General features: G+C 65.2%; 19 protein-coding genes and 1 other RNA gene. 11 read left to right on the forward strand and 9 right to left on the reverse strand.

What is annotated here, in order from left to right:
* Positions 1–11 precede the first annotated feature (11 nt).
* Positions 12–108: signal recognition particle sRNA small type (ffs, locus tag PNI01S_RS01745), an RNA gene on the reverse strand.
* Between the two features lie 219 nt (positions 109–327).
* Between ffs and PNI01S_RS01750 the strand changes: the two genes are divergently transcribed.
* Positions 328–687 (forward strand): type 1 fimbrial protein, encoded by a 360-nt coding sequence (locus PNI01S_RS01750; RefSeq protein ID WP_084357315.1) that lies wholly within the window; start codon positions 328–330, stop codon positions 685–687.
* A 6-nt stretch (positions 688–693) separates the two neighbouring features.
* Here PNI01S_RS01750 and PNI01S_RS01755 read toward each other — a convergent pair whose 3' ends face one another.
* The 6 genes from PNI01S_RS01755 to PNI01S_RS01780 form a co-directional block, all read right to left on the reverse strand.
* The gene (locus PNI01S_RS01755; protein ID WP_037008766.1) at positions 694–1,071 is read right to left on the reverse strand and encodes a hypothetical protein; all 378 of its coding nucleotides are present in this window, start codon (positions 1,069–1,071) and stop codon (positions 694–696) included.
* Positions 1,072–1,145: 74 nt separating this feature from the next.
* Entirely contained in the window at positions 1,146–1,448 is a 303-nt protein-coding gene (locus PNI01S_RS01760) for an HU family DNA-binding protein (RefSeq protein WP_226046604.1), read from the reverse strand.
* Between the two features lie 29 nt (positions 1,449–1,477).
* Positions 1,478–3,865, reverse strand: a complete 2,388-nt coding sequence (ligA, locus tag PNI01S_RS01765; RefSeq protein WP_084357316.1) for an NAD-dependent DNA ligase LigA — start codon at positions 3,863–3,865, stop codon at positions 1,478–1,480.
* 87 nt (positions 3,866–3,952) lie between these two features.
* Positions 3,953–4,843 carry a cell division protein ZipA gene (gene zipA / locus PNI01S_RS01770; protein ID WP_024763911.1) on the reverse strand — a complete coding sequence of 297 codons (891 nt, stop codon included), beginning with the start codon at positions 4,841–4,843 and terminating at the stop codon, positions 3,953–3,955.
* 299 nt (positions 4,844–5,142) lie between these two features.
* A complete protein-coding gene (gene smc, locus PNI01S_RS01775; protein WP_084357317.1) occupies positions 5,143–8,631 on the reverse strand; it encodes a chromosome segregation protein SMC in 3,489 nt (1,162 codons plus the stop codon).
* A gap of 33 nt (positions 8,632–8,664) precedes the next feature.
* Positions 8,665–9,324 (reverse strand): GntR family transcriptional regulator, encoded by a 660-nt coding sequence (locus PNI01S_RS01780; RefSeq protein WP_024763910.1) that lies wholly within the window; start codon positions 9,322–9,324, stop codon positions 8,665–8,667.
* 183 nt (positions 9,325–9,507) lie between these two features.
* On the opposite strand from PNI01S_RS01780, the gene PNI01S_RS01785 reads away from it, so the two are divergent.
* From PNI01S_RS01785 to guaD, 5 genes are all read left to right on the forward strand, one after another.
* Positions 9,508–10,644: an alkane 1-monooxygenase gene (locus tag PNI01S_RS01785; protein ID WP_037008772.1), complete on the forward strand. Its 1,137-nt coding sequence runs from the start codon at positions 9,508–9,510 to the stop codon at positions 10,642–10,644.
* A 223-nt stretch (positions 10,645–10,867) separates the two neighbouring features.
* Positions 10,868–12,331 (forward strand): xanthine dehydrogenase small subunit, encoded by a 1,464-nt coding sequence (gene xdhA / locus PNI01S_RS01790; RefSeq protein ID WP_084357318.1) that lies wholly within the window; start codon positions 10,868–10,870, stop codon positions 12,329–12,331.
* On the forward strand, positions 12,324–14,714 hold the full coding sequence (gene xdhB, locus PNI01S_RS01795) for a xanthine dehydrogenase molybdopterin binding subunit (RefSeq protein ID WP_084357319.1): 2,391 nt from the start codon (positions 12,324–12,326) through the stop codon (positions 14,712–14,714). Before xdhA ends, xdhB begins: the two co-directional genes overlap by 8 nt.
* Before the next feature lie 192 nt (positions 14,715–14,906).
* Positions 14,907–15,758 (forward strand): xanthine dehydrogenase accessory protein XdhC, encoded by an 852-nt coding sequence (gene xdhC / locus PNI01S_RS01800; RefSeq protein ID WP_024763906.1) that lies wholly within the window; start codon positions 14,907–14,909, stop codon positions 15,756–15,758.
* Positions 15,759–15,817: 59 nt separating this feature from the next.
* On the forward strand, positions 15,818–17,122 hold the full coding sequence (guaD, locus tag PNI01S_RS01805) for a guanine deaminase (protein ID WP_084357320.1): 1,305 nt from the start codon (positions 15,818–15,820) through the stop codon (positions 17,120–17,122).
* Positions 17,123–17,316: 194 nt separating this feature from the next.
* On the opposite strand, the gene PNI01S_RS01810 is transcribed toward guaD, so the two are convergent.
* Positions 17,317–17,739 (reverse strand): universal stress protein, encoded by a 423-nt coding sequence (locus tag PNI01S_RS01810; protein WP_024763904.1) that lies wholly within the window; start codon positions 17,737–17,739, stop codon positions 17,317–17,319.
* Between the two features lie 164 nt (positions 17,740–17,903).
* Here PNI01S_RS01810 and PNI01S_RS01815 point away from each other — a divergent pair, with 164 nt between their 5' ends.
* From PNI01S_RS01815 to PNI01S_RS01830, 4 genes are all read left to right on the forward strand, one after another.
* A complete protein-coding gene (locus PNI01S_RS01815; protein WP_037017040.1) occupies positions 17,904–18,827 on the forward strand; it encodes a LysR family transcriptional regulator in 924 nt (307 codons plus the stop codon).
* A 163-nt stretch (positions 18,828–18,990) separates the two neighbouring features.
* Entirely contained in the window at positions 18,991–20,574 is a 1,584-nt protein-coding gene (locus PNI01S_RS01820; protein WP_084357321.1) for an MFS transporter, read from the forward strand.
* 11 nt (positions 20,575–20,585) lie between these two features.
* Positions 20,586–21,653 (forward strand): HlyD family secretion protein, encoded by a 1,068-nt coding sequence (locus PNI01S_RS01825; RefSeq protein WP_084357322.1) that lies wholly within the window; start codon positions 20,586–20,588, stop codon positions 21,651–21,653.
* Positions 21,650–23,092, forward strand: coding sequence for an efflux transporter outer membrane subunit (locus PNI01S_RS01830; protein WP_084357323.1), 1,443 nt, complete (start codon positions 21,650–21,652; stop codon positions 23,090–23,092). The genes PNI01S_RS01825 and PNI01S_RS01830 overlap by 4 nt, the downstream gene beginning before the upstream one ends.
* Before the next feature lie 139 nt (positions 23,093–23,231).
* Here PNI01S_RS01830 and PNI01S_RS01835 read toward each other — a convergent pair whose 3' ends face one another.
* On the reverse strand, positions 23,232–24,008 hold the full coding sequence (locus PNI01S_RS01835; protein WP_037017034.1) for a GntR family transcriptional regulator: 777 nt from the start codon (positions 24,006–24,008) through the stop codon (positions 23,232–23,234).
* Between the two features lie 395 nt (positions 24,009–24,403).
* Here PNI01S_RS01835 and PNI01S_RS01840 point away from each other — a divergent pair, with 395 nt between their 5' ends.
* Positions 24,404–25,750 (forward strand): NCS2 family permease, encoded by a 1,347-nt coding sequence (locus PNI01S_RS01840; RefSeq protein ID WP_037017031.1) that lies wholly within the window; start codon positions 24,404–24,406, stop codon positions 25,748–25,750.
* Positions 25,751–25,775: the final 25 nt, after the last annotated feature.

Raw genomic sequence — 25,775 nt, forward strand, 5'->3', positions numbered from 1 at the left:
AATGGAGGCGGCCCCGCCAGCCACACCCCGGCACACAATGTCCCCGCCTTGGCTGCTTCCTTCCGGACCTGACCAGGTAAGCGAGTAATCGTTGCGGGGGGACCGACAGGGCCACCATCGCGAGAGCTCGCCAGTCCGGCGAGCCGCGCCATTGTAGCGGCTTGAGCGCAAGTTACAAGCACTTCAAGCACTTACGTTCTTTCCTTTGATCCACATCGCAGCCCGGGGAGCTTTTCCGCCAGGCCACTCAAGCTTCCTCGCCACAGGCCGAAGCAATGGATGAGTCCGCCCGCTCGAGGCGTCCCCGTCCATGCAAGGAGTGTTCAAATGCGATTGATCGTGAACTCTACCGCGCTACTTGCCATTGCCCTCTGCGGCTCGCTGCAGGCAGCCAGCAGCGGCACCATCACCTTTCGCGGCGCCGTCGTCGAGCCTACCTGCCAGATCGGCGTGAGCGACATCACCGGCTCCAGCGGCCGGGTGACGGCCAGCCAGTGCAAACAGTCGGTGGACCTGTACCTGAACGAGCCCCGCGGCAATCAGCTAGCGGTGCATTACCGACTCACCGACAGCCAGGGTCGCACAGTGGAAAAACTCAGCACACCGAACGGCAACGTCGCGGGGATGATTCGCGCCAAGGACCCAGCAGGCACGCGTCACCTCGTGCTGGTAGCCGAGTACCTGTAACCGGTCTCACTGCGCCTGCAGCAGGCCCTCGGGCCGGGGCTGGGTAGAGACTTCCAGGTTCGGCCCGATGAACAGGTCCATCTTGCTGTAGCCCGGACGGGTGCTGAAGGTGGAGTAGCGCTCCGCGCCCTGGTGGAACTGGAAGGCCACGCGATATTCCCCGGAACGCCACAGGCGCAGCGGGAAGGTTCGCGCCTCACCAGGCTTGATCTCGCCCGCGAGGGTTTCCTCGCCGTTTTCCTTGTAGCTGTAGCTGACCGCCGGACCACCCTGCGCCTCGTAATGCAGGACGATCTGCGGGCGCTCGGTCCAGGCCACGTAAGCCCCGAACAACAGCACCAGTGCCCCTACGCCGAGCAGGCGCTGCTTTCTTGCCTTGTCCATCTCGCTCTCCGTCAACCAATGGAATGGCCCGCCCCGTCCTGCATCGCAACGCAGAGGCCGAACGGGCCTGCCGATCAGTTCAGGCTGTCGACCAGAGCCTTGGCGGGCACCAGACGCACGGCCTTCTTCGCGGCGATCTCGATGGTCTTGCCGGTCTGCGGATTGCGGCCGGTACGGGCGGCGCGCTCGCTGACCTTGAGCTTGCCGATACCCGGCAGGGTCAGCTCACCGTCGTTCTCCAGGGCGTCCTGGGCGATCTGCGCCAGTTGCTCGAACACGCCGCGCACGGCGGCCTGGGTCAGGTCGAGGGATTCGGCAATATCGCGAACCAGTTGGTCCTTGGTCATGGGCATGGAATGACTCCTTGATGCGTTGATCTTGATTCTTTGATTGGAAGGAAGGCGTGTCAGGCGCCGATGCCGTGGTTGGCCAGCAGCTTGATCAGCTGCTCTTCGTCCATTACGGCGACGCCAAGTTCCTGGGCCTTGGCCAACTTTGAACCTGCTCCCGGCCCGGCAACGACACAATGGGTCTTGGCGGAGACGGAGCCGGCCACCTTAGCGCCCAGGCTTTCCAGCTTTTCCTTGGCGACGTCGCGGCTCATGGCCTCCAGCGTGCCGGTGAGCACCCAGGTCTGGCCCGCCAGCGGCAGGCCTTCGACGACCTTGCGCTCGCTGCGCCAGTGCATGCCGAACTCCGCCAGCTGTGCCTCGACGGCCTTGGCACGCTCGACGCGGGCGGCATCGGCGAAGTACTCGCGCACCGACTGCCTGGCCTTCTCGTTCACTCCTTTCAGGGTGCTGAGGTCCAGCCAGTCCTGGCTGAGGGCAACCAGTGCGTCGAGGCTGCCGGTGCGGTCCGCGAGCTTCTCGGCGCCAGTGGCGGCGATGAAGGGAATGTTCAGCTTGTCGATGAAGCCTGCCAGGGTGGCGACGGCGGCGAACTCGGCCGACACCTCGCCCTCGTCCTGCAGCTCGACGCCACGCTCCAGCAGTTGCTGGATCACGCTGCGGTTGTGCTCGTCATCGAAGAAATTGTGGATCTCATAGGCCACTTCACCGCCCACATCGGGTAGGTAGGTCAGCACCTCCGGCAGCGCCTTCTGGATGCGCGCCAGCGAGCCCAGGGAGCGTGCCAGCAGCTTGGCCGTCTCCTCGCCCACGTCCGGGATACCCAGGGCGAAGACGAAGCGTGCCAGCGCCGGCTTGCGGCTGTCGGCAATGGCAGCGAGCAGATTGCGCGTGGAGACTTCAGCGAAACCCTCCAGCTCGATGACCTGCTCGAAGGTCAGGGTGTAGAGATCGGCCGGCGACTTCACCAGGCCCTTGTCCACCAGTTGCTCGACGATCTTGTCGCCGAGGCCGTCGATATCCATGGCGCGGCGAGAAACGAAGTGGATGATCGCCTGCTTGAGTTGCGCCTGGCAGAACAGTCGTCCGACGCAACGGTAGATGGCCCCCTCGCTGACCGACTCCTTGCCCTTGCTGCGCTTCACCAGCTGAGTACGTTCGACCTGCGAGCCGCATACCGGGCACTGGGTGGGGATTGCGACCGGGCGCGCGTCTGCCGGGCGGCGCTCGGTGACCACCTGCATGACCTGCGGAATCACGTCGCCGGCCCGGCGGATGATCACGGTGTCGCCAATCATCAGGCCCAGGCGCGCGACCTCGTCCATGTTGTGCAGCGTGGCATTGGAAACAGTTACTCCGGCCACCTGGACCGGCTTCAGGCGCGCCACGGGCGTCACTGCGCCGGTGCGGCCGACCTGGAATTCCACGTCCAAGAGTTCGGTGAGCTCCTCCCGCGCCGGGAACTTGTGGGCGATGGCCCAGCGCGGCTCGCGGGCACGGAAGCCCAGCTCGCGCTGGAAATCGGTGCGATTGACCTTGAACACCACGCCGTCGATTTCGTAGGCGAGACTGTCGCGGCGCGTCCCGATATCTTCGTAATAGGCGCGGCAACCCTCCACCCCCTTGGCCAGCTTCAGCTCGCGGCTGATCGGGATACCCCAGCCCTTCAAGGCCTCAAGGATCTCCACCTGGGTGCCCGGCAGCGTGCCGCCCTCGACCCGGCCAAAGCCGTAGCAGCAGAATTCCAGCGGGCGGCTGGCGGTGATCTTCGAATCCAGCTGGCGCAGGCTACCGGCGGCAGCATTGCGCGGGTTGGCGAAGGTCTTGCCGCCGGCTTCCATCTGCCGCTCGTTGAGCGCCTCGAAGCCTGCCTTGGACATGAACACTTCACCACGCACTTCCAGTATCGCCGGCCAGCCCTCGCCCTTCAGGCGCAGCGGCACGTTGCGGATGGTGCGCACGTTGACGCTGATGTCTTCGCCGGTGGTGCCGTCGCCACGGGTGGCACCGCGGGTCAGCACGCCATTTTCGTACAGCAGGCTGACCGCCAGGCCATCGAGCTTGGGCTCGCAGCTGTATTCCACCTCGGCTCCGCCGCCGAACAGATCGGAGGAAGGCAGCTGATCGGCCAGGCCCTCGCGCACACGGCGATCGAAATCGATGAGATCCTGCTCCTCGAAGGCGTTGCCCAGGCTCAGCATCGGCACTTCATGGCGTACTTCGCCGAAAGCCGAAGCGGCCGCGCCGCCGACGCGCTGGGTTGGCGACTCGGGAGTAATCAGTTGGGGATGATCGGCTTCCAGCGCCTTCAGTTCGCGGAACAGGCGGTCGTACTCGGCGTCCGGCACGCTAGGCTCGTCGAGCACGTAATAGCGGTAGTTATGGTCGTCGAGTTCGCTGCGCAGCTGGGCGATGCGTTCGGCAGCGGTCTGGGAATCGGTCATGCGGGAATCTCGGCGGCTTTTTCTGCTTGAGGTAGAAATGCGAAGCCCCAAGGGTCGCTTGGGGCTTCTGTGCAGCGTGCTGAAAGCTTAGCGCTTCTGGGTCAGGGCGCGTCGTTCGAAATCGATGATGCGCTGACGGTAGTGCTCGATGGTCTGCGCAGTCATCACGCTGCGCTGCTCGTCCTTCAGCTCGCCATTGAGCTCCTGGGCCAGCTTGCGGGCGGCGGCGATCATCACGTCGAATGCCTGCTTGGGATGGCGCGGGCCCGGCAGGCCGAGGAAGAAGCTCACGGCACGGGTGCTGAACTGGTCGATGTTGTCCAGATCGAAGGTGCCCGGCTTGACCGCGTTGGCCATGGAGAACAGCACTTCACCGTTGCCAGCCATGCTCTCGTGGCGATGGAAGATGTCCATCTCGCCGTAGCGCAGGCCGCTTTCCAGGATGTTCTGCAGCAGCGCAGGCCCCTTGAAGCCACCCTCGTCGCGGCTGATGACGTTGATGATCAGCACTTCGTCGATCGGAGCCTGGGCCGCCGAAGAGGCGGCAGCCGGGGCAGCAGGAGCGCTACGCTCCTTGTCCTTCCTGCGCTCTTTCTTCGGCTTTTCCTGGGGCGCTTCGTCCAGCGGGTTCGGGAAATCTTCCTCGTCCAGCGGGCCGAGCAGGTTCGGTGCCGGGTCGTCCAGGTTCAGGTCGCCCTGGCGCGGTTCGCCACGGCGCTTGCCGCGCGACTCCTTGGCGCTGACCTTGGGCAGGTCTTCCTCGTCCAGTTCCGGCTCGCGGTGTTCGACCACCCGGGAAGGCCCGAGCAGTTCAGGAGTGCTTTCATCCCCGTCATCGGGCTGGTTGGCAAACTGGCGATCCAGTTTGAAGCGCAACTTGCCCTTGCCACCCCGCATGCGACGCCAGCCGTCAAACAGAATGCCGGCGATCACGATAAGCCCAATGACGATCAGCCATTCGCGCAGACCGATATCCATCTAATCCCGTAGCCCCTGAACAAAAAATGATGATGAAGAAAAGGACATCCTATCCCTTGAAAACGTGGAGCCAACTTCATGTTCTGACTGATGTTTTCCACGCGATACAAAAGTGGGCATTAAGCTAACACGCTCTCACATAACTTTACACTGTCTATGGCGACACTCCGCCGCGCACTTTGCAACTTTTCATAGCGCTTCCCACCTTCGCTTTGAGAATGCGACCTATCCCAATCAAATCAATACCTTAGACACACAACACGGCACCTTGCCAGCCTGCTGCAAGTTCTGCCGCGCGATCAGGCTTCGGCCAATGCCACCGCCTCTTCCACATCCACCGCCACCAGCCTCGAACAACCCGGTTCGTGCATGGTCACGCCCATCAACTGGTCGGCCATCTCCATGGCGATCTTGTTGTGGGTGATATAGATGAACTGCACTTTCTCCGACATCTCTTTCACCAGTCGCGCATAACGGCCGACGTTGGCATCGTCCAATGGCGCGTCGACCTCGTCGAGCATGCAGAACGGTGCCGGGTTCAGCTGGAAGATCGCAAATACCAGCGCCAGAGCGGTCAGGGCCTTCTCGCCACCGGACAGAAGATGGATGGTGCTGTTCTTCTTGCCCGGCGGTCTCGCCATGATCGCCACCCCGGTATCGAGTAGATCCTCGCCGGTAAGTTCCAGATAGGCGTGACCGCCGCCGAAAACCTTGGGGAACAATGCCTGAAGGCCAGCATTGATCTGGTCGAAGGTTTCCTTGAAGCGGTTGCGGGTTTCCTTGTCGATCTTGCGGATCACGTTTTCCAGGGTGTCCAGCGCTTCCACCAGGTCGTCGTTCTGGTCGTCGAGGTAGCGTTTGCGCTCGGATTGCTGCTGGTATTCCTCGATGGCCGCGAGGTTGATCGGCCCCAGGCGGCCAATGCGCGTGGCCAGTTCCTCCAGGCGGTTTTCCCAGATCTTCTCGGCGGCATCGTGAGGCAGCGTGCCCAGCACGCCGTGCAGGTCGTAACCGTCCTCGTGGAGCTGCTCCTGCAACGACTTGCGCCGCACGCTCAGGGCCTGCCACTCCATGCGCTGCTGTTCCAGCTGGCCGCGCAGCAATTGCGACTGCTGCTCGGCCTGGGTCCGGCGCTTCTCGGCGTCACGCAACTGGCGGTCGGCATCTTCCAGGGCGAGACGCGCGTGCTTGAGTTCGTCCTCCACTGCCATGCGCCGGTCGAGCAGCTCTTCCAGGCGCATGCGTAATTCTTCCAGCGGAGCGGCGCCTTCCTCCAGGTTGAGGTTGAGCTGCTCGCAGCGCTCGACCAGGCGCACCGCCTGACTATCCAGGCGCTCCAGCGCCTGGCGGGTGGATTCGTGCTGGGCACGCAGGGAACCAACGCGCACAGCCAACTGATGGGCTTGGTCCTTGTGCTGGCGCGACTCCTGGCGGATGCGGTCGAGTTTCTCGCGCATGCCGTCGCGTTCGGCGAGCAGCGACTCGCGGCGCTCGGTATCCACCGCCATGGCGTCCAGTGCTTCCTGCAGGCTCAGCCGGGCTTCGCCCAGTTGCTCCTGCTCGATGGCGTGCTGCTCGGCCAGTTCGGCCAGTTCTTCGTCAAGACGGCGCCGACGCAACGTCAACTGCTCGACCTTGGCCTGCTGCGCGGACAGTTGCGCCTTCAATTCGCCCTGGCGGCGACCTTCGTCCTGCAGGCGGCGGCGCACCTGGTCACGACCTTCCTCGGCGTGACGCTGCTCGTCACGCAGGCGCACCAGTTGCCCGTCGATCTCGGCGAGGCGCTGTTCCAGCGTCTCCCGCTCGACATAGAGGCGCTCCAGCTCCTGCCCACGCGCCAGCACGCCACCATCGGCGGATTCGCCACGGCGCATACGCAGGAAGTTGCGGCCGACCCAGTAGCCATCGCGGCTGACCAGGCTCTCGCCGTCGCCCAGCGAAGCGCGCTGGACCAGGGCCTGATCCAGGGTTTCGACCGGGCGCACGCGGCCCAGCCAGTAGCTCAGGTCGACGTTCGTCTCGACCTTGTCCAGCAGGCTGCCGGGGCGGGAAACAGCGCCAGCGGCCAGATCGAGCAGGCGCAGCTCGCCCTTCTCCAACGCGTCGAACGGCAGCCCCTTCAGATCATCCAGCAGCACGCCATGCAGGTCGGCGCCGAGTACGGTTTCCACCGCCAGCTCCCAGCCCGGCTGCACGCGCAGCCCTTCGGCGAGGCGCGGGCGTTGTTCCAGGCCCTGTTGGCGCAGCCACTGCGCAGTGCCGTCGCCCGGATCGAGCGCGGCCTGCTGCAAGGCTTCCAGCGAGGCGATCCGGCCATTCAGGCGTTGCAGCTCGCCCTGCGCCTGGTGCTGCGCAGAGGTGCTTTCCTGCAGGGACTGGCGCACGCGCTCCAGGCGCTCGGCCAGTTCCTGCTCTTCGATCTGCGACTCTTCCAGCAGCAACTCGATGGCGGCAACCTGCTCGCCCAGTTCGAGGATCGCGGCGTCTTCCGGGTCAGCCGCCAGTTGTGTGCGTTCGTCGCTCAGCCGGCGCTGCCGCTCGGCCTGGCGCTCCAGGCTCTGCTCCAGGTGCTGGATGCGCGACTGCTGCACTTCGGCTTCGCGGCGCGGCTCGGCGCTCTGCTGGTTGAAGGCGTCCCAGCGCTGCTGCCAGTCATGCATGCGCTGCTCGGCCTCTTCCAGGCCAACGGTGGCCTCTTCGGCAGCGGCCGCGCTGATCTCCTGCTCCGGGGCCAGGCGCTCCAGCTCTTCGGCCAGGGTGGCCAGCAGCGTGCGGTCGTGGCCCAGGTGGGATTCGGTTTCCTGGCGGGTTTTCTCCGCCTCGCGCAGGTCATCCTGCAATTGCCGCAGGCGCTGCTGGCCGTGCTGGATGCTCTGCTCGACGCGGGCGATGTCGCCGCCCACGGAATAGAAGCGGCCCTGCACCTGGTTGAAGGTTTCCGACAGCTCGTGGTGGCCGTCGCGCAGGCGCTCGATGCTGGCGTCCGCGCTGCGCTGCTCGGCCACCAGCGCCTCGAAGGCCACTTCCTGGTCGCCGATCACCTTTTCCTTCTGCCCGACCTGCTCGTTCAGGTCGCGCCAGCGCAGGGCGCCGAGCTGGGCCTTGAGGGTACGTTCCTCGGCCTTGAACTCCTGGTACTTCTCCGCCGACTGGGCCTGGCGGTGCAGACGTTCGAGCTGGCGTTCCAGCTCTTCGCGCAGGTCGGTCAGGCGCGCGAGGTTTTCCTGGGTGCGGCGGATGCGGTTTTCGGTTTCGCGGCGGCGCTCCTTGTACTTGGAGATGCCGGCGGCTTCCTCGATGAAGTTGCGCAGGTCCTCGGGCTTGGCCTCGATCAGCTTGGAGATCATGCCCTGCTCGATGATCGAGTAGCTGCGCGGCCCGAGGCCGGTGCCGAGGAAGATGTCGGTGATGTCCCGGCGCCGGCACTTGGTGCCGTTGAGGAAGTAGGTGTTCTGGCCGTCGCGGGTCACGCGGCGGCGAATGGAAATCTCGGCGTAGCTGGCGTATTCGCCCAGCAGGGTCTGGTCGGAGTTGTCGAAGATCAGCTCGATGGACGCCTGGGTCACCGGCTTGCGGGTGTTGGAGCCATTGAAGATGACGTCGGTCATCGACTCGCCGCGGAGATTCTTCGCCGAACTCTCACCCATCACCCAGCGAACGGCGTCGATAATGTTGGATTTTCCGCAACCGTTGGGGCCAACCACCGCCGCCATGTTGCTCGGAAAATTGACCGTCGTCGGATCGACGAAGGACTTGAAGCCCGCCAGCTTGATGCACTTGAGCCGCATGCGCCCTCCCCCCTTGTTCTTCTAGTAGCGAGCTTATCGTTCAGCCAGAGCGGCCAGGACCAGTTGGCTGTTGTGCCGACCGTAGTCGAGCAGCACCGCACGGATGCCGGCTTCGTCGCGCCCGACCACCGCGCGCAGCAGGTCTTCGAAGCTGCCGATGAACTGACTCATCTCGCCTTTGCGGCGTTCCAGGGCCAGATGATAAGTGCGGCTGATGGCCGGCAGGAGATTTTCCACGGTTTCCTGCAGGTAGGGGTTGCCAGCGAACGGGAAGGCAGCGCGCATGATGTCGAAGCTGGATTCGACGAAGGCGTTGATGTCGCCGCGCTCGAGGTTGTCCAGCAGGCGCTGCTGGATCGCCATGAAGGGTGCCAGGTCGGCCTCTTCCCGCCAGGTCCGGGCCACGCTGCTGGCGAGCATGATGTACAGCTCGATGACCAGCGAGTAGAGGCTTTCGACGTGGGCGGGAGACAGCTCGGACACCTGGGCGCCGCGGCGCGGCAGGATTACCACCAGGTGGCGGCGCTCGAGGATCAGCAGCGCCTCGCGCACCGAGCCACGGCTGACATTGAGGGTCTGGGTGACCTTCTGTTCCTGGATGCGCTCGCGCTCCTTGAGTTCGCCCCGGATGATGCGCTCGGCAAGGTGATGCGCGATCTGCTCAGCCAGGCTGTCCGGGGCCTTGAACGTCATGGTTGTCCTTAAGAATCGGGGCGCTTTTCGAGGGGTAATGCGGACGCGCAGTGTAACACAGGGTGTTACCGCGCCATCCCCTGCCCTGGGGGGATGACAGAACAAAGGTTGGTGCGTCTGACAGGGGAATCAGGCGCAGGATTGTCAGACAATCCTACACAAGAGACGTATCGGGAGTCGTCCATGTTCGCCTTTTTCCTTTCCCCTGCCTGGATGTTGCGTCTCAAGAAAGCCGGCTACTGGATCTGGCTGGTGCCGGTGTTCGGTATCCCCGTCAGCTACTGGTGGTCCTACGGCAGCAACTATCCCAATGCCTGGGCCTGGCTGGTGATCACCGTGGTGTTCGGGGTGATCCCGCTGCTGGACTTCGTGGTCGGCCGCGATCCGGCCAATCCAGATGAGATCGAGGAAGTCCCACCCATGGAGCGCGAGGGCTATTACCGCTTCCTCAGCCTGCTGACGGTGCCGCTGCTGCTGGGCATGCTGGTGTACGGCGGCTGGGTGCTGGCCACTTATGACGCCTGGAACTGGGTCGGGCAACTGGGCTGGATTCTTTCGGTGGGCACGGTGATGGGCGCCATCGGCATCACCGTCTCCCACGAACTGATCCACAAGGACCCGGAGCTGGAACAGAACGCCGGCGGCCTGCTGCTGGCGGCGGTGTGCTACGCGGGCTTCAAGGTGGAGCACGTACGCGGGCACCATGTGCACGTCTCGACACCGGAGGACGCCTCGTCCTCGCGCTACGGCCAGAGCCTCTACGCCTTCCTGCCCCACGCCTACAAGCACAACTTCCTGAATGCCTGGAAGCTCGAGAAGGAGCGCCTCAAACGCAAGGGCCTGCCGGCGCTGCACTGGCGCAACGAGCTGATCTGGTGGTACGTCATCAGCGCGCTGTTCCTGGTCGGTTTCACGGTTGCCTTCGGCTGGATCGGCGCGGTCTACTTCATCGGCCAGTCGGTGATGGCCTTCACCCTGCTGGAGATCGTCAACTACGTCGAGCACTACGGGCTGCACCGGCGCCGCCTCGAAACCGGGCGCTACGAGCGAACCACCCACGAGCACTCCTGGAACAGCAACTTCCTGCTGACCAACCTGTTCCTCTTCCACCTGCAGCGCCATTCCGACCACCACGCCAACGCCAAGCGCCGCTATCAGGTCCTGCGGCACTTCGACGAGAGCCCGCAATTGCCCAATGGCTATGCCGGGATGATCGTCCTGGCGCTGTTCCCGCCGCTCTGGCGCGCGGTGATGGACCGCCGGGTGCGCGCCTATTACGCCGGTGAGGAATATCAGTTGAGCGCTACCCAGCAAGCCTGATCGACGAGTTCCACGCCTTGGCGGCAAGCCCTACCCCGGCTTGCCGCCTTTTTTCTTTCCGCTGACCTTGTAGGAGCGAGAAGCCACTCTCTCCCTACCACTTGTCATGCCGGAAAAACTTTCTGACTATTCGGACAGAAATTTTATTGACTCAAAAGTCAGCTTTCCATAAATTCGCCATCCAGTGCCCTACCAAAAACAAGAATCAGCCTGGAGGCAAGCCTTGATCAGGTTCCTGCTCAATCGCGAGCTGCGCGTCGAAGACCGCCTCGATCCCAATCTCACCGTGCTCAACTACCTGCGCCAGACCCTGGGCAAAACCGGCACCAAGGAGGGTTGCGCCTCCGGTGACTGCGGCGCCTGCACCGTGGTGGTCGGCGAGCTGGTCGGTGAAGAAGGTGCCGAGCGCATCCGCTACCGCACCCTCAACTCCTGTCTCACCTTCGTTTCCTCGCTGCACGGCAAGCAGCTGATCAGCGTCGACGACCTCAAGCACCGCGGCGAACTGCACGGCGTACAGCAGGCCATGGTCGACTGCCACGGCTCGCAGTGCGGCTTCTGCACCCCCGGCTTCGTCATGTCGCTGTTCGCCCTGCAGAAGAACAGCGCGGGCGAAACCGCCGACGAGCGCAAGGCCGAAGCCCATGAAGCGCTGGCCGGCAACCTGTGCCGCTGCACCGGCTACCGCCCGATCCTTGATGCCGCCGAGCAGTCCTGCTGCCAGAAGCAGCCCGACCAGTTCGACGTCGCCCAGCCGGAAATCATCGCCCAGCTCAAGGCCATCGCGCCCAACGAAACCGCCGAGCTCAACAGCGGCGACAAGCGCTGCCTGCTGCCGCTGACCATCGCCGACCTGGCCGACCTCTACACCGCCAACCCGCAAGCACGGCTGCTGGCCGGCGGCACCGACCTGGCCCTGGAAGTCACCCAGTTCCACCGCGAACTGCCGGTGATGATCTACGTCGGCCATGTCGAGGAAATGAAGCGCGTCGAAGTCTTCGACGACCGTATCGAGATCGGCGCGGCGACTCCGCTGACCGACTGCTATGAAGCGCTTTCCCGCGACTACCCGGACTTCGGCGAGTTGCTGCACCGCTTCGCCTCGCTGCAGATCCGCAACCAGGGCACCCTGGGCGGCAACATCGGCAACGCATCCCCCATCGGCGACTCGCCGCCGCTGCTGATCGCCCTCGGCGCGCGCCTGGTGCTGCGCAAGGGCGCCGAACGCCGCGAACTGCCGATCGACGAATACTTCATCGACTACAAGGTCACCGCGCGCCAGGAAGGCGAGTTCATCGAACAGGTGATCATCCCCCGTCCGCAGGCCAACCAGGCGTTCCGTGCCTATAAGGTCTCCAAGCGCCTGGACGACGATATTTCCGCCGTGTGCGCCGCCTTCAGCGTCACCGTCGAGAACTGCAAGATCACCGCCGTACGCACCGGTTTCGGCGGCATGGCCGCGATTCCGAAGCGCGCCAAGGCCTGCGAGGCTGCGCTGCTCGGCCAGACTTTCAACAGCGCCACCTTCGAACGCGCCGCCCAGGCTCTGAGCGAAGATTTCGCGCCGCTCACCGACTTCCGTGCGAGCAAGGAATACCGCCTGCTCACCGCGCAGAACCTGCTGCGCAAGTGCTTCCTGGAGCTGGAAGCCCCTCAGGCCGTGACCCGGGTGACCCACTATGCATAAGCCGCAAAAAAGCCAGGAAGAACTCACCGCGCTGTTCCGCGCCGACCTCACCACCGGCGTCGGCCGCAGCGTCAAGCACGAAAGCGCGCCCAAGCACGTCAGCGGCGAAGCGCAGTACATCGATGACCGACTGGAATTCCCCAACCAGCTGCACGTCTACGCCCGCATGAGCGACCGCGCCCACGCGCGCATCACCAAACTGGACGTCAGCCCCTGCTACCAGTTCCCCGGCGTCGCCATCGCCATCACCAAGGATGACGTGCCCGGCCAGCTGGACATCGGCCCGGTGGTCGCCGGCGACCCGCTGCTGGCGGACGGCAAGGTCGAGTACGTCGGCCAGATGGTCATCGCCGTCGCCGCCGACAGCCTGGAAACCGCGCGCAAGGCGGCCATGGCCGCGATCATCGAGTACGAGGACCTGGAACCGGTGCTCGACGTGGTCGAAGCGCTGCGCAAGAAGCACTTCGTGCTCGACAGCCACCAGCACAAGATCGGCGACTCCGAGGCCAAGCTCGCCACCGCGCCGAACCGCATCCAGGGCACCCTGCACATCGGCGGCCAGGAGCACTTCTACCTGGAGACGCAGATTTCCTCGGTGATGCCCACCGAAGACGGCGGCGTGATCGTCTACACCTCCACGCAGAACCCCACCGAAGTGCAGAAGCTGGTGGCCGAAGTGCTGGGCATCTCCTTCAACAAGGTGGTCATCGACATGCGCCGCATGGGTGGCGGCTTCGGCGGCAAGGAAACCCAGGCGGCCGCTCCGGCCTGCCTGTGCGCCGTGATCGCGCGCCTGACCGGCCGCCCGACGAAGATGCGCCTGCCGCGCGTCGAAGACATGCAGATGACCGGCAAGCGCCACCCGTTCTATGTCGAGTACGACGTGGGCTTCGAGGACGACGGCCTGCTGCACGGCATCAACATCGAGCTGGCCGGCAACTGCGGCTACTCGCCGGACCTCTCCGGCTCCATCGTCGACCGCGCGATGTTCCACTCGGACAACGCCTACTTCCTCGGCAACGCCACCGTGAACGGTCACCGCTGCAAGACCAACACCGCGTCGAACACCGCCTACCGCGGCTTCGGCGGCCCGCAGGGCATGGTCGCCATCGAGGAGATCATGGACGCCGTCGCGCGCCATCTGGGCAAGGATCCGCTGGACGTGCGCAAGCGCAACTACTACGGCAAGGACGAGCGCAACGTCACCCACTACTACCAGCAGGTGGAACACAACCTGCTGCAGGAGATGACCGAGGAACTGGAAGCCAGCGCCGAGTACGCCAAGCGCCGCGCCGAGATCCGCGCGTTCAACGCCAGCAGCCCGGTACTGAAGAAAGGCCTGTCGCTGACCCCGGTGAAATTCGGCATCAGCTTCACCGCCACCTTCCTCAACCAGGCGGGCGCGCTGATCCACATCTACACCGACGGCAGCATCCACCTGAACCACGGCGGCACCGAGATGGGCCAGGGCCTGAACACCAAGGTCGCCCAGGTGGTCGCCGAGGTCTTCCAGGTCGACATCGACCGCGTGCAGATCACCGCGACCAACACCGACAAGGTCCCCAACACCTCGCCCACCGCCGCGTCCTCCGGTGCCGACCTGAACGGCAAGGCCGCGCAGAACGCCGCCGAAATCCTCAAGCAGCGCCTGGTGGAATTCGCCGCCAGGCACTGGAAGGTCACCGAGGATGACGTCGAGTTCCGCAATAACCAGGTGCGCGTGCGCGACCTGATCCTGCCCTTCGAGGAACTGGTGCAGCAGGCCTACTTCGGCCAGGTATCGCTCTCCTCCACCGGCTTCTACCGCACGCCGAAGATCTACTACGACCGCAGCCAGGCGCGCGGCCGGCCGTTCTACTACTTCGCCTACGGCGTGTCCTGCTCGGAAGTGATCGTCGACACCCTCACCGGCGAGTACAAGATGCTGCGCAGCGACATCCTCCACGACGTCGGCGCCTCGCTGAACCCGGCCATCGACATCGGCCAGGTGGAAGGCGGCTTTGTCCAGGGCATGGGCTGGCTGACCATGGAAGAACTCGTCTGGAACGCCAAGGGCAAGCTGATGACCAACGGTCCGGCCAGCTACAAGATTCCGGCCATCGCCGACATGCCCATTGACCTGCGGGTGAAGCTGGTGGAGAACCGCAAGAACCCGGAGCAGACGGTGTTCCACTCCAAGGCTGTCGGCGAGCCGCCGTTCATGCTGGGCATCTCGGTGTTCTGCGCGATCAAGGACGCCGTGGCCAGCCTGGCGGACTACCGCGCCCAGCCGCAGATCGACGCCCCGGCCACCCCCGAGCGCGTGCTCTGGGGCGTGGAGCAGATGCGCAAGCTGAAGCTGGCCCAGGCCGAGAAAGCACCGGCTCAGGTCGAGCCGGCGTGATGTGACCATGGGGCACCGCTGGCAGGGAGAGACGTCCCCACTTCCGTCCTCCGCCCTGCCAGCGGTGCCCCACCCTAACTCCAAATTGTAGGAGCGAGCTTGCTCGCGAACCGCCAAGCCACAGAGCTGCCGGGAAACCCGTTCGCGAGCAAGCTCGCTCCTACAGAAAAGCCACCTCCGAGGTTCGATACGATGAACTGGATCAGTGCCCTCGCCGACCTGCAACAGCGCGCCGAAGCCAGCGTGCTGGTGACCATCATCGAAGAACGCGGCTCGACTCCGCGCAACGCCGGCTCGAAGATGGTCGTCAGCGCCGACAAGATCTACGACACCATCGGCGGCGGCCACCTCGAATTCAAGGCCATGGCCATCGCCCGCGAGATGCTGCTGGCTCGTGAGCGCGAGCCGAAGCTGGAGCGCTTCAGCCTCGGCGCCAGCCTCGGCCAGTGCTGCGGCGGCGCCACCGTGCTGCTGTTCGAACCCATGGGCCAGCCCCAGGCGCACATCGCCGTGTTCGGCGCCGGCCATGTCGGCCGCGCCCTGGTACCGCTGCTTGCCAGCCTGCCGTGCAAGGTGCGCTGGATCGACTCGCGAGAGGCCGAATTCCCCGGCCATATCCCCGAGGGTGTGACCCGTGTGATCAACGAGGATGTGATCGACGAGATCGACGAAATGCCTGCCGGCAGCTACTTCATCGTCATGACCCACAACCACGCCCTGGACCTGGAGCTGACCGCGAAGATCCTCGAGCGCAACGACTTCACCTACTTCGGCCTGATCGGCTCGGACACCAAGCGCGCCAAGTTCGAACACCGCCTGCGCGACCGCGGTTTCGCCGCCGACACCGTGCAGCGCATGCGCTGCCCCATGGGCATCGGCGAGGTGAAGGGCAAGCTGCCAGTGGAGATCGCCGTGTCCATCGCCGGCGAAGTCATCGCCACCTACAACGCCACCTTCGGTCAGCAGACCAGCCAGGGCGAGAACACCGTGGCCAAACTGTTACCCACGAGCCGCCGTGCACGCACTGCCGAAAGCGGCGCCTGAAATTTCCGCCCCGGCGCCCACACGCGCCCCGGCCCCGAAACACGACTGAAGAGAGATCGATGAGCACTCAAGCCAAAGCCTACCGCGCCAGTATCCTGCACAGCGTCGCCGACCCGGCCGAAGTCGGCGTGGAGCAGTCCTACCAGTATTTCGAGGACGGCATCCTGCTGGTGGAAGACGGCAAGGTCGCCCGCCTCAGCCATGCCGCCGAACTACTGCCGCAACTGGGCGGCGTGGAAGTGGTCGAGTATCGCGATGCGCTGATCACCCCCGGCTTCATCGACACCCACATCCACTACCCGCAGACCGGCATGATCGCCTCCTACGGCGAGCAGCTGCTGGACTGGCTGAACACCTACACCTTCCCCACCGAGAAGCAGTTCGCCGACCCGGCCCACGCCGCCGATGTGGCCGGTATCTTCCTCAAGGAACTGCTGCGCGCTGGCACCACCACCGCGCTGGTGTTCGGCACCGTGCACCCGCAGTCGGTGGACGCGTTGTTCGGCGCTGCGGAAAAGCTCGACCTGCGTCTGATCGCCGGCAAGGTGATGATGGACCGCAACGCCCCGGACTACCTGACCGATACCGCCGAAAGCAGCTACACCGACAGCAAGGCCCTGATCGAGCGCTGGCATGGCAAGGGCCGCCTGCTCTACGCCGTGACCCCGCGCTTCGCCCCCACCAGCACCCCGGAACAGCTCGACGCCGCCGGCCGACTCCTCAAGGAATTCCCGGGCGTGTACCTGCACACGCACCTGTCGGAAAACCTCAAGGAAATCGAGTGGGTCAAGGAGCTGTTCCCGGAGCGCAAGGGCTACCTGGACGTCTATGACCACCACGGCCTGCTCGGCCCGCGCTCGGTATTCGCCCACGGCGTGCACCTGTGCGACGGCGAATGCCAGCGCTTGGCGGAAACCGGCTCGGCCGTGGCCTTCTGCCCGACCTCCAACCTGTTCCTGGGCAGCGGCCTGTTCGACCTGGCGAAGCTGGAGAAGCACAAGGTGAAAGTCGGCCTGGGCACCGACGTCGGCGCCGGCACCAACTTCTCCCAGCTGCAATCGCTGAACGAGGCCTACAAGGTCATGCAGCTGCAGGGCATCAAGCTCGACCCGTTCAAGTCGCTGTACCTGGCCACCCTCGGCGGCGCCCGCGCGCTGGAACTGGAAGACAAGGTCGGCAGCTTCGCCCAGGGCAACGAGGCCGACTTCGTGGTCCTCGACTACAAGGCCACCCCGCTGCTGGGCTACCGCCTGCAGCAGGCGAAAACCCTGGAGGAGAAACTCTTCGCACTGGTCATCCTCGGCGACGACCGTACCGTGAAGGAAACCTTCGCGCACGGCCGCAACGTGCATCGCCGCGGTTGACCCCTTACGGCTTCGGCGCCGGGTCCTCGCTCAGGACCAACCCGGCGCCGGGGCCGCTTTTCTTTCTGTTTCGCACACCCCTCTCCCACAGGGGTGCCGCTCTCCCCGGCCAGCGCAGGAGCGGACTCTATCCGCGCTTGGCCTGTCGAGCGCTGCGTTGGGCGGGTTCGCACGGCCCAGAGCCAACAGGTACGCTACTCCCGCACCTCGACTAGCACCGGACACGGCGCCCGCTCGATCACCCGCTGCCCCACCGATGGATCGAGCAAGCGCTCGATGCGCCCCAGGTGACGATGGCCGATCACAATCAGGTCGCACTCCAGCCGCTCCGCCTCGCGCAGGATCGCCCGCGCCGGATCACCGGCCACCACCGCTCCCGTCGCCACGCACGGCTGCAACTGCACCACGGCATCATCCACCAGCGCCTGGGCCTCGTGCTGCTCCTGCTCCGCCGGCGGGTACTCCAGCGCATCCTGGCGCGGCATGGCGAAAGCGCGGTCCACGGCGCATACCACATGCACCACCGCATCACTGCACCGCGCCAGCTCGGCGGCGCTGGCAATGATCCGCGGCGACTGCGCCGCGCCGTCGATGGCCAGAAGAATCCGCTTGAACATGCCTTTCTCCTTCATGAAACGAAATCCGCCGCCATTCTTCGGGCCAGGGCGCGCACCGTAAAGGCACGCAAAACGTAATTAACCATTGCGTCAAACGCACGCTTGCCCATCAAGCCCGTCGCAATGGAACATGAATAGCAACGCGCCCATCCTTCGGAGTCACCATGGCCCTGCCCGATCTCAACCTGCTGGTCGCCCTCAACATCCTGCTCGAAGAAGGCAGCGTGGTCGGCGCCGCGCGGCGCATGCACCTCAGCCCGCCGGCGATGAGCCGCACCCTGTCGCGCATCCGCGAAGCGGTGGGCGACCCGATCATGGTTCGTGCCGGGCGCAACCTGGTGCCGACGCCTCGCGCACTGCAGTTGCGCGAGGAAGTCAGCGACCTGGTGGAACACGCCATGCGCCTGTTCAACGCCAAGGAAAACCTGCGCATGGACCAGTTGGAGCGCTGCTTCGTGCTGCGCTCCAACAACGTGCTGGTGGGCGGCTTTGCCTCGCGCATGCTGGCGGTGATGAAGGAAGAAGCGCCTCGCTGCAGCCTGCGCATTGCCCCGGAAGCGGACTTCGATGACGAAGCCCTGCGGCAGAACCGCATCGACCTCTATATCGGCGCCACCTCGACGCTGGAGCCGGAAATCCGCACGCAGACGCTGTTCACCACCAACTTCGTCGGCCTGGCGCGGCGCGACCACCCGATATTCGACGACGAGATCACCCCGGAACGCTTCGCTTCCTTTCCTCAGATCAGCGTGTCCCGCCGCGGCCGAGCCATCGGGCCGATCGACGAGGAACTGGCGAACCTCGGCCTGCGCCGCGAGATCCGCCTGACCGCGCCGACTTTCCACTCCTCGATCTTCGCCCTGCTGGAATCCGACCTGGTACTGCCCATCGCCGAGCATTCGCTGTGGCGCCTGGACCGCCTGGGCTTCGCCCTGCGCCAGTTCGACATCCCGCTGCCGCTCAAATCCGTGGTGATCCTCCAGGCCTGGCACCCGCGCTTCGACAACGACCCGGCGCACAGCTGGCTGCGACAGACGGTGAAGCGTGTGTGCATCGAATTGCGCGAGAGCTCCGGCCTGCTGAGCTGATTGCGCGACAAGTGCGCTAAACGCACTGATTAGCTGCAATCATTTCAATTTCCACAGCTATCGACCTTCCCTAGACTCGGTCGCAAATACCCGAGTTGATTCCTATGCCTTGCACCGAACCGCCTGCCGGCGGCGGCATCGGCCACCCCCGTGGAGGCCGGCCATGACCGCGCTCGCCCCGATTTCCGCTGCCCATCCGCAACCGGCCAAGCCAGCCACGCCAGCTGCTGCCCAGCCGTTCGGCCTGCGCATCGTGGTCGGCATGCTCGGCGTGCTGATCGCCTCCCTCAGCGCCGGGCTCAACGAGAAGGTCACGGACCTGGCCATGACCGACGTGCGCGGCGCACTGTCCATCGGCCATGACGAAGGCACCTGGCTGCTCGCCCTGTATTCGGCGGCGCAGGTCGCCGCCATGGCCTTTGCGCCCTGGTTCTCGGTCACCGTCTCGCTGCGCCGCTTCACCCTCGGCGCCATCGCCGCCTTTGCCCTGCTGGCACTGCTCTGCCCCTTTGCGCCGAACGTCGAGACGCTCTACCTGTTGCGCCTGCTGCAAGGCTTCGCCGGCGGCTGCATGCCGCCAATGCTGATGACCGTGGCGCTGCGCTTCCTGCCGCCGGGTATCAAGCTTTACGGCCTGGGTGCCTATGCGCTGACCGCCACCTTCGCGCCCAATCTCGGCATGCCCCTGGCGGCGCTGTGGACCGAATTCGTCGGCTGGCACTGGGTGTTCTGGCAGGTCATTCCACTCTGCGCCGTGGCGCTCGCTGCCGTCGCCTGGGGCATCCCGCAGGACCCGCTGCGCCTGGAACGCTTGCGTCAGTTCGACTACCTGGGCCTTTCACTTGGCTTGCCGGGCATCCTCATGCTGGTGATCGGCCTCTTGCAGGGCGAGCGCCTGGACTGGTTCGAGTCGGACCTGATCACCCTGCTGGTGATCGGCGGCGCCGGGCTGCTGGCGGCGTTCTTCGTCAACGAGTGGACGCATCCGCTGCCGTTCTTCCGCCTGGACATCCTCAAGCGGCGCAACTTCACCCACTCGCTGATCACCCTCGCCGGCGTGCTGGTGGTGCTCGGCGCGTGCTCCGGCGTGCCGGCGTCGTACCTGGCCTCGGCCCACGGTTATCGCCCGCTGCAATCGGCGCCAATGGCGCTGCTGGTGGCGCTGCCGCAGCTGATCTCCCTGCCGCTGGTGGCCGCGCTGTGCAATATCCCACGCGTGGATTGCCGCTGGGTGCTGGCCATCGGCATCAGCCTGTGCGGGCTCTCGGCCTTCGGCATGAGCCAGCTGACCAGCGAGTGGACGCGGGAGAACTTCTACACCCTGCTGGCGCTGCAGATCATCGGCCAGCCGATGGCCGTGGTGCCGCTGCTGATGTCCGCCACCAGCGTCGTCGCGCCCATCGAAGGGCCGTTCGCCTCGGCCTGGTTCAACAGCGTGCGCGGCTTCTCCGCAGTGCTGGGCAGCACCATCGTCACGTTCCTCATGACCTGGCGCGAGCACTACCACTCAAACCGCCTGGTCGACCACCTGGGCAACGCCTCGCAAGCCCTCGGCCTGCGCCTTGAACAACTGGGCGGCGCCGAGAACGTCAGCCGGCTGGCCGGGCAGGTGCGCGGTCAGGCCGGCGTGCTCGCCGCGTCCGAAACCCTGCTGGCGATGTCCTGGCTGGCCGCCGCCCTGCTCGTCCTGATTCCCCTGATGCCGCTGCGGGTCTACCCGCCGCGCCCCGTCGTTCCTGCTCATTGAAAGGTCTGCCCATGTCGAAACTGAATTCCCGTCGCGGCAGTCTGGCCCTGGTTGCCGTGCTGCTGCTCGCCCTTGTCGTCTACCTGCTGCTGCGCCTGCTCGGCCCGAGCCGTGAGCAGAGCACGGACGATGCCTACGTCCACGCGGACTTCACCCTGGTGGCGCCGAAGGTCGCCGGATTCATCGAGGAAGTGCTGGTGGACGACAACCAGTCGGTGAAGGCGGGGCAGGTCCTGGCGCGCATCGACGCCCGCGACTACCGCACCGCGCTGGCCGCTGCCGAAGCCGACGTGCTGGCCGCCGAGGCGCGTCACCACCACGTCGCTGCCGACCTGGAACGCCAGCAGGCAGTGATTGCCCAGACCGCGGCCCAGGTACAAGCCGACCTGGCCGCGCTGACCTTTGCCTCGCAGGAACTCAACCGCTACCAGCACCTCGCCAGCCAAGGCGCCGGCACCTTGCAGAACGCCCAGCAGGCGCGCTCGCGTGTCGACTCGGCGAAAGCCGTGCTCGACAAGAACAAGGCCGCCGCCCTCGCCGCCCGCAAGCAACTCGACGTGCTGCTGGCCCAGCAGGCCGAAGCCCTCGGCGCGCTGAAACGCGGCCAGGCGCAGTTGCAGCAGGCGCAACTGAACCTGTCGTATACGGAAATCCGTGCCCCCTTCGACGGCATGGTCGGCCGCCGTGCCGTGCGCGTGGGCGCCTACACCACGCCGGGTAATGCATTGCTGGCCGTGGTGCCGCTGCAGGATGCCTATGTGGTCGGCAATTTCCAGGAAACCCAGCTCACCGACGTGCAGCCCGGCCAGTTGGTCGAGATCAGCATCGACACCTTCCCCGGCGAGAAACTGCGCGGCCACGTCGACAGCATCGCCCCGGCCACCGGCCTGAGCTTTGCGCCGATCGCGCCGGACAACGCCACCGGCAACTTCACCAAGATCGTCCAGCGCATCCCGGTGAAGATCGTCCTCGACGCCGACCAGCCGCTGCGCGACAAGCTGCGCGTGGGTATGTCGGTCATCGCGCGGATCGACACCGGCAAGCACGCAGACGGTGAGCAGAAGGTGGCCGTGCAATGATCGCCACACGCGCGCCTCTCTTTCTGGCTCTGCTCGCACTCGGCGCCTGCAGCGTCGGCCCGGACTTCCAGCGCCCGGACGATGCCGACGCAGTGAACTGGTCCGCCCGGCGTGGTGATACACCGAGCCAGGCACTCAATGCGCCGCTGGAAGCGCAGTGGTGGACGCTGCTGGGCGACCCGCAGCTCAACGACCTGCAACGCCGAGTGGCGAATGCCAACCTCGACCTGCGCGAAGCCGATGCGCGCCTGCAGCAGAGCCGGGCGATCCGCCAGGCACTGGGCGGCGATGCCGTGCCCAACATCGGCGCAGACCTGGGCTACCAGCGCAAGCGCAACAGCGAGGTCGGCCTGAACGACCCGTCCGGCAAAGCCGGCAAGGACAACTTCAACCAACTCGACGGTGGCTTCGACCTGTCGTGGGAGCTGGACTTCTGGGGCCGCGTGCGCCGCGAGCTGGAGACCGCCGACGCCAACGTGCAGGCCACCGAGGCAAGCCGCCGCGACGTACTGGTTTCGGTGCTCGCCGAGACCGCACGCAACTACCTGCAACTGCGCGCCGAGCAAGACCTGGAAGCCATCATCCGCAGCAACCTCGAGATCGCCCAGCGCAGCCTGGACCTCACCCGCCTGCGCCGCGCAGACGGCGTCGCCACCGGGCTGGACGTGGCCGAAGCGCTGACCCAGGTGGCCAGCATCGAGGCACGCCTGCCCGACAGCCAGAAGCGCCAGGCGCGAATGATCAACGCCCTGGGCTACCTGCTTGGCGAAGCGCCCGGCGCACTGCAAGCTGAGCTCGCCCAAGCCAAGCCGGTGCCGCAGCCACCGCGCAACGTGCCAGTCGGCCTGCCCTCGGAACTGGCCCAGCGCCGCCCGGACATCCGCCGTGCCGAGGCAACGTTGCACGCCGCTACCGCCAGCATCGGCGTGGCCAAGGCGGACTTCTACCCGCGCATCAGCCTCAATGGCAGCTTCGGTTTCCAGGCGTTGCAGTTGTCGAACTTCGGCGACTGGAACAGCCGCACCTTCGGCATTGGCCCGAGCCTGTCGCTGCCGATCTTCGAAGGCGGCCGACTGAAGGGCATGCTCGCCCTGCGCGAGGCGCAGCAGCAGGAATCGGCCATCGCCTACCGCCGCACCGTGCTCAACGCCTGGCGCGAAGTGGACGATGCGCTCACCGACTACGCCGCCGACCAACGCCGCCTGGCCAGCCTGGACAGCGCTGCCGAACACGGCCGCACCGCCCTGGCCAACGCCCGCGAACAATACAAGGCCGGTGCGGTGGACTTCCTCAACGTGCTCAGCGCCCAGCGCGAACTGCTGGCCACCGAGGAACAGCAGGTGCGCGGCCGCGAAGCCGTGGCGACCACCCTCGTGCTGCTCTACAAGTCACTGGGTGGTGGCTGGCAGCAGGCCGAGGAAAGCGCCCAATCCCTGTAGCAGCGAGCTTGCTCGCGAACGCATCGCACCTTGAGACGCCGGCGTGCGTCGGATTGGCGAGCAAGCTCGCTCCTAGGAAAGCGCCCCGTGCAGAAACGAAAAAGCCCCGCAGATGCGGGGCTTCTTTCTGGCTCGGCGATCAGGCCGCCGAGTCGGCGTCCGCCTTGCTGCGGCGCGGCTTCTTCTTGCCGGCCAGCAGGTGCGAGAAAACCGCGTGCAGGTCGCCGGAGGCGCCGTCCACGTCCAGGTTCAGCTTGTCGTCGATGTGCGCCATGTGGTGCATCATCAGGGTCACGGCCTTTTCCTTGTCGCCCTTCTCGATGGCGTCGAGGATTTCGTTGTGCTCGTCGAACGAGCAATGCGAGCGGCCGCCACTTTCGTACTGGGCGATGATCAGCGAGGTCTGCGACACCAGGCTGCGCTGGAACACCACCAGCGGGGCGTTCTTCGCCATCTCGGCCAGCTTGAGGTGGAATTCGCCGGAGAGGCGGATGCCGGCGCCACGGTCGCCACGGGCAAAGCTGGACTGCTCCTGCTTGACCATGTCGCGCAACTCGGCCAGAGCGTCACCGCTGGCGTTGTCCACGGCCAGTTCGGTGATCGCGCGCTCGACGGTGCGGCGGGCGAAGAGGATCTGCCGGGCTTCGTCGATGCTCGGGCTGGCCACCACCGCACCACGGTTCGGGCGCAGCAGCACGACCTGCTCGTGGGCCAGGCGCGACAGGGCGCGACGGATGATGGTGCGACTAACGCCGAAGATTTCACCCAGGGCTTCTTCGCTCAGCTTGGTACCGGGCGCCAGACGCTGCTCGAGGATGGCGTCGAAAATATGCGCGTAGACGATTTCGTCCTGAGTGCCGCTGCGCGCCTTGCCATTGCGCGGCTGCTTCCTGATCTGTTGCAACTGGTCGGTCATCGGAGTCGAACCCTGCTCAGCCGGTGCGAACCGGCGCGAAATCCGTGGGGGCTGGAGTGAAGCTGGCCGCGGGCCAGGCATGGCGCACAGTGTACACAAAGTGGCCACTATCGTGCAGCCGTCATGATCGACTCGCCGGCAACCCCAGAGCCCCAGGGCACAGGAGCTTGGCCAAGGCCAACCTGCGACCATTCCGACGCTTTGCTTGTAAAAATCTTTCAGCAAGACACTAAACATTATTTGAACTTTTTGTACACAACTGCATAATCGCGGCGTGACTTCCTGACCCAAAGGTCAACATTCACACCCTCACAACTCTTTCCGTTAGCGCAAGGGACGCAGGTGAACCAGCCGACGGCAAGGGACCAACAACAAGAGCGTTGAGGAGTACCGCTGTGGAAAGCACCAAACAAGAACAACAAGCCTTTGCATCCAGTCCCCCCGCCACCGGCCTGCTCGAACGCCTGTTCAAGCTGAGCCAGCATGGCACCACCGTGAAGACCGAACTCGCCGCGGGTCTCACGACTTTCATCACCATGGCGTACATCATCTTCGTCAACCCCAACATCATGGCCGACGCGGGCATCGATCACGGCGCCGCCTTCGTGGCTACCTGCCTGGCCGCCGCGCTGGGCTGCTTCCTCATGGGCCTGTACGCCAACTGGCCGGTGGGCCTGGCGCCGGGCATGGGCCTCAACGCTTTCTTCACCTACACCGTGGTCAAGACCATGAACTACAGCTGGGAGATCGCACTGGGTGCAGTGTTCATCTCCGGTATCGCGTTCATGATCCTGACCTTCTCGCGCATTCGCGAGTGGCTGCTCAATAGCATCCCGGTCAGCCTGCGCTTCGCCATGGGCGCCGGCGTCGGCCTGTTCCTCGGCCTGATCGGCCTGAAAACCGCCGGCATCGTGGTTGCCAGCCCCGCCACCCTGGTTCACCTGGGTGACCTGACCAGCCCCGGCCCGCTGCTCGCCGCCATCTGCTTCCTGATGATCGCGGTGCTGGAATACCGCCGCGTGTTCGGCGGCATCCTGATCAGCATCCTCACTGTCACCGTGGCCGGCATCGCCTTAGGGATAGTCAAGTTCGGCGGCGTGTTCTCCATGCCGCCGAGCCTGGCGCCGACCTTCCTGGCGATGGATATCTCCGGCGCGTTCAACGTGACCATGATCAGCGTGATCCTGGCCTTCCTCTTCGTGCATATGTTCGACACCGCCGGCACCCTGATGGGCGTAGCCCAGCGCGCGCACCTGGTGCGCGAGGACGGTCGCATCGAGAACCTGTCGAAAGCGATGAAGGCCGACAGCACCTCCAGTGCCTTCGGCGCGGTGCTCGGCGTACCGCCAGTGACCAGCTACGTCGAGAGCGCGGCCGGTGTCGCCGCCGGTGGCCGTACTGGACTGACCGCCGTGGTAGTCGGCGTGCTGTTCGTCGCGGCGATGTTCTTCGCCCCGTTGGCCGGCATGATCCCCGCCTACGCCACCGCCGGCGCGCTGATCTACGTTGCGATGCTGATGATGGGCGGTATGGCCCACATCGACTGGAACGAGCACACCGAGACCATCCCGGCGATCGTCACCGTGATCATGATGCCGCTGACCTTCTCGGTCGCCGACGGTATCGCGCTGGGCTTCGTGACCTACGTGGCGATGAAGGTATTCACCGGCCGCCACAAGGACGTGACCATCAGCCTGTACGCGCTGTGTGCGATCTTCGTGGCGAAGTTCATCTTCCTCTGAGCCGCCGCCGCGTCTGATAGAAACT

The sequence above is a fragment of the Pseudomonas nitroreducens NBRC 12694 genome (genome assembly GCF_002091755.1).
Lineage (GTDB): Bacteria > Pseudomonadota > Gammaproteobacteria > Pseudomonadales > Pseudomonadaceae > Pseudomonas > Pseudomonas nitroreducens.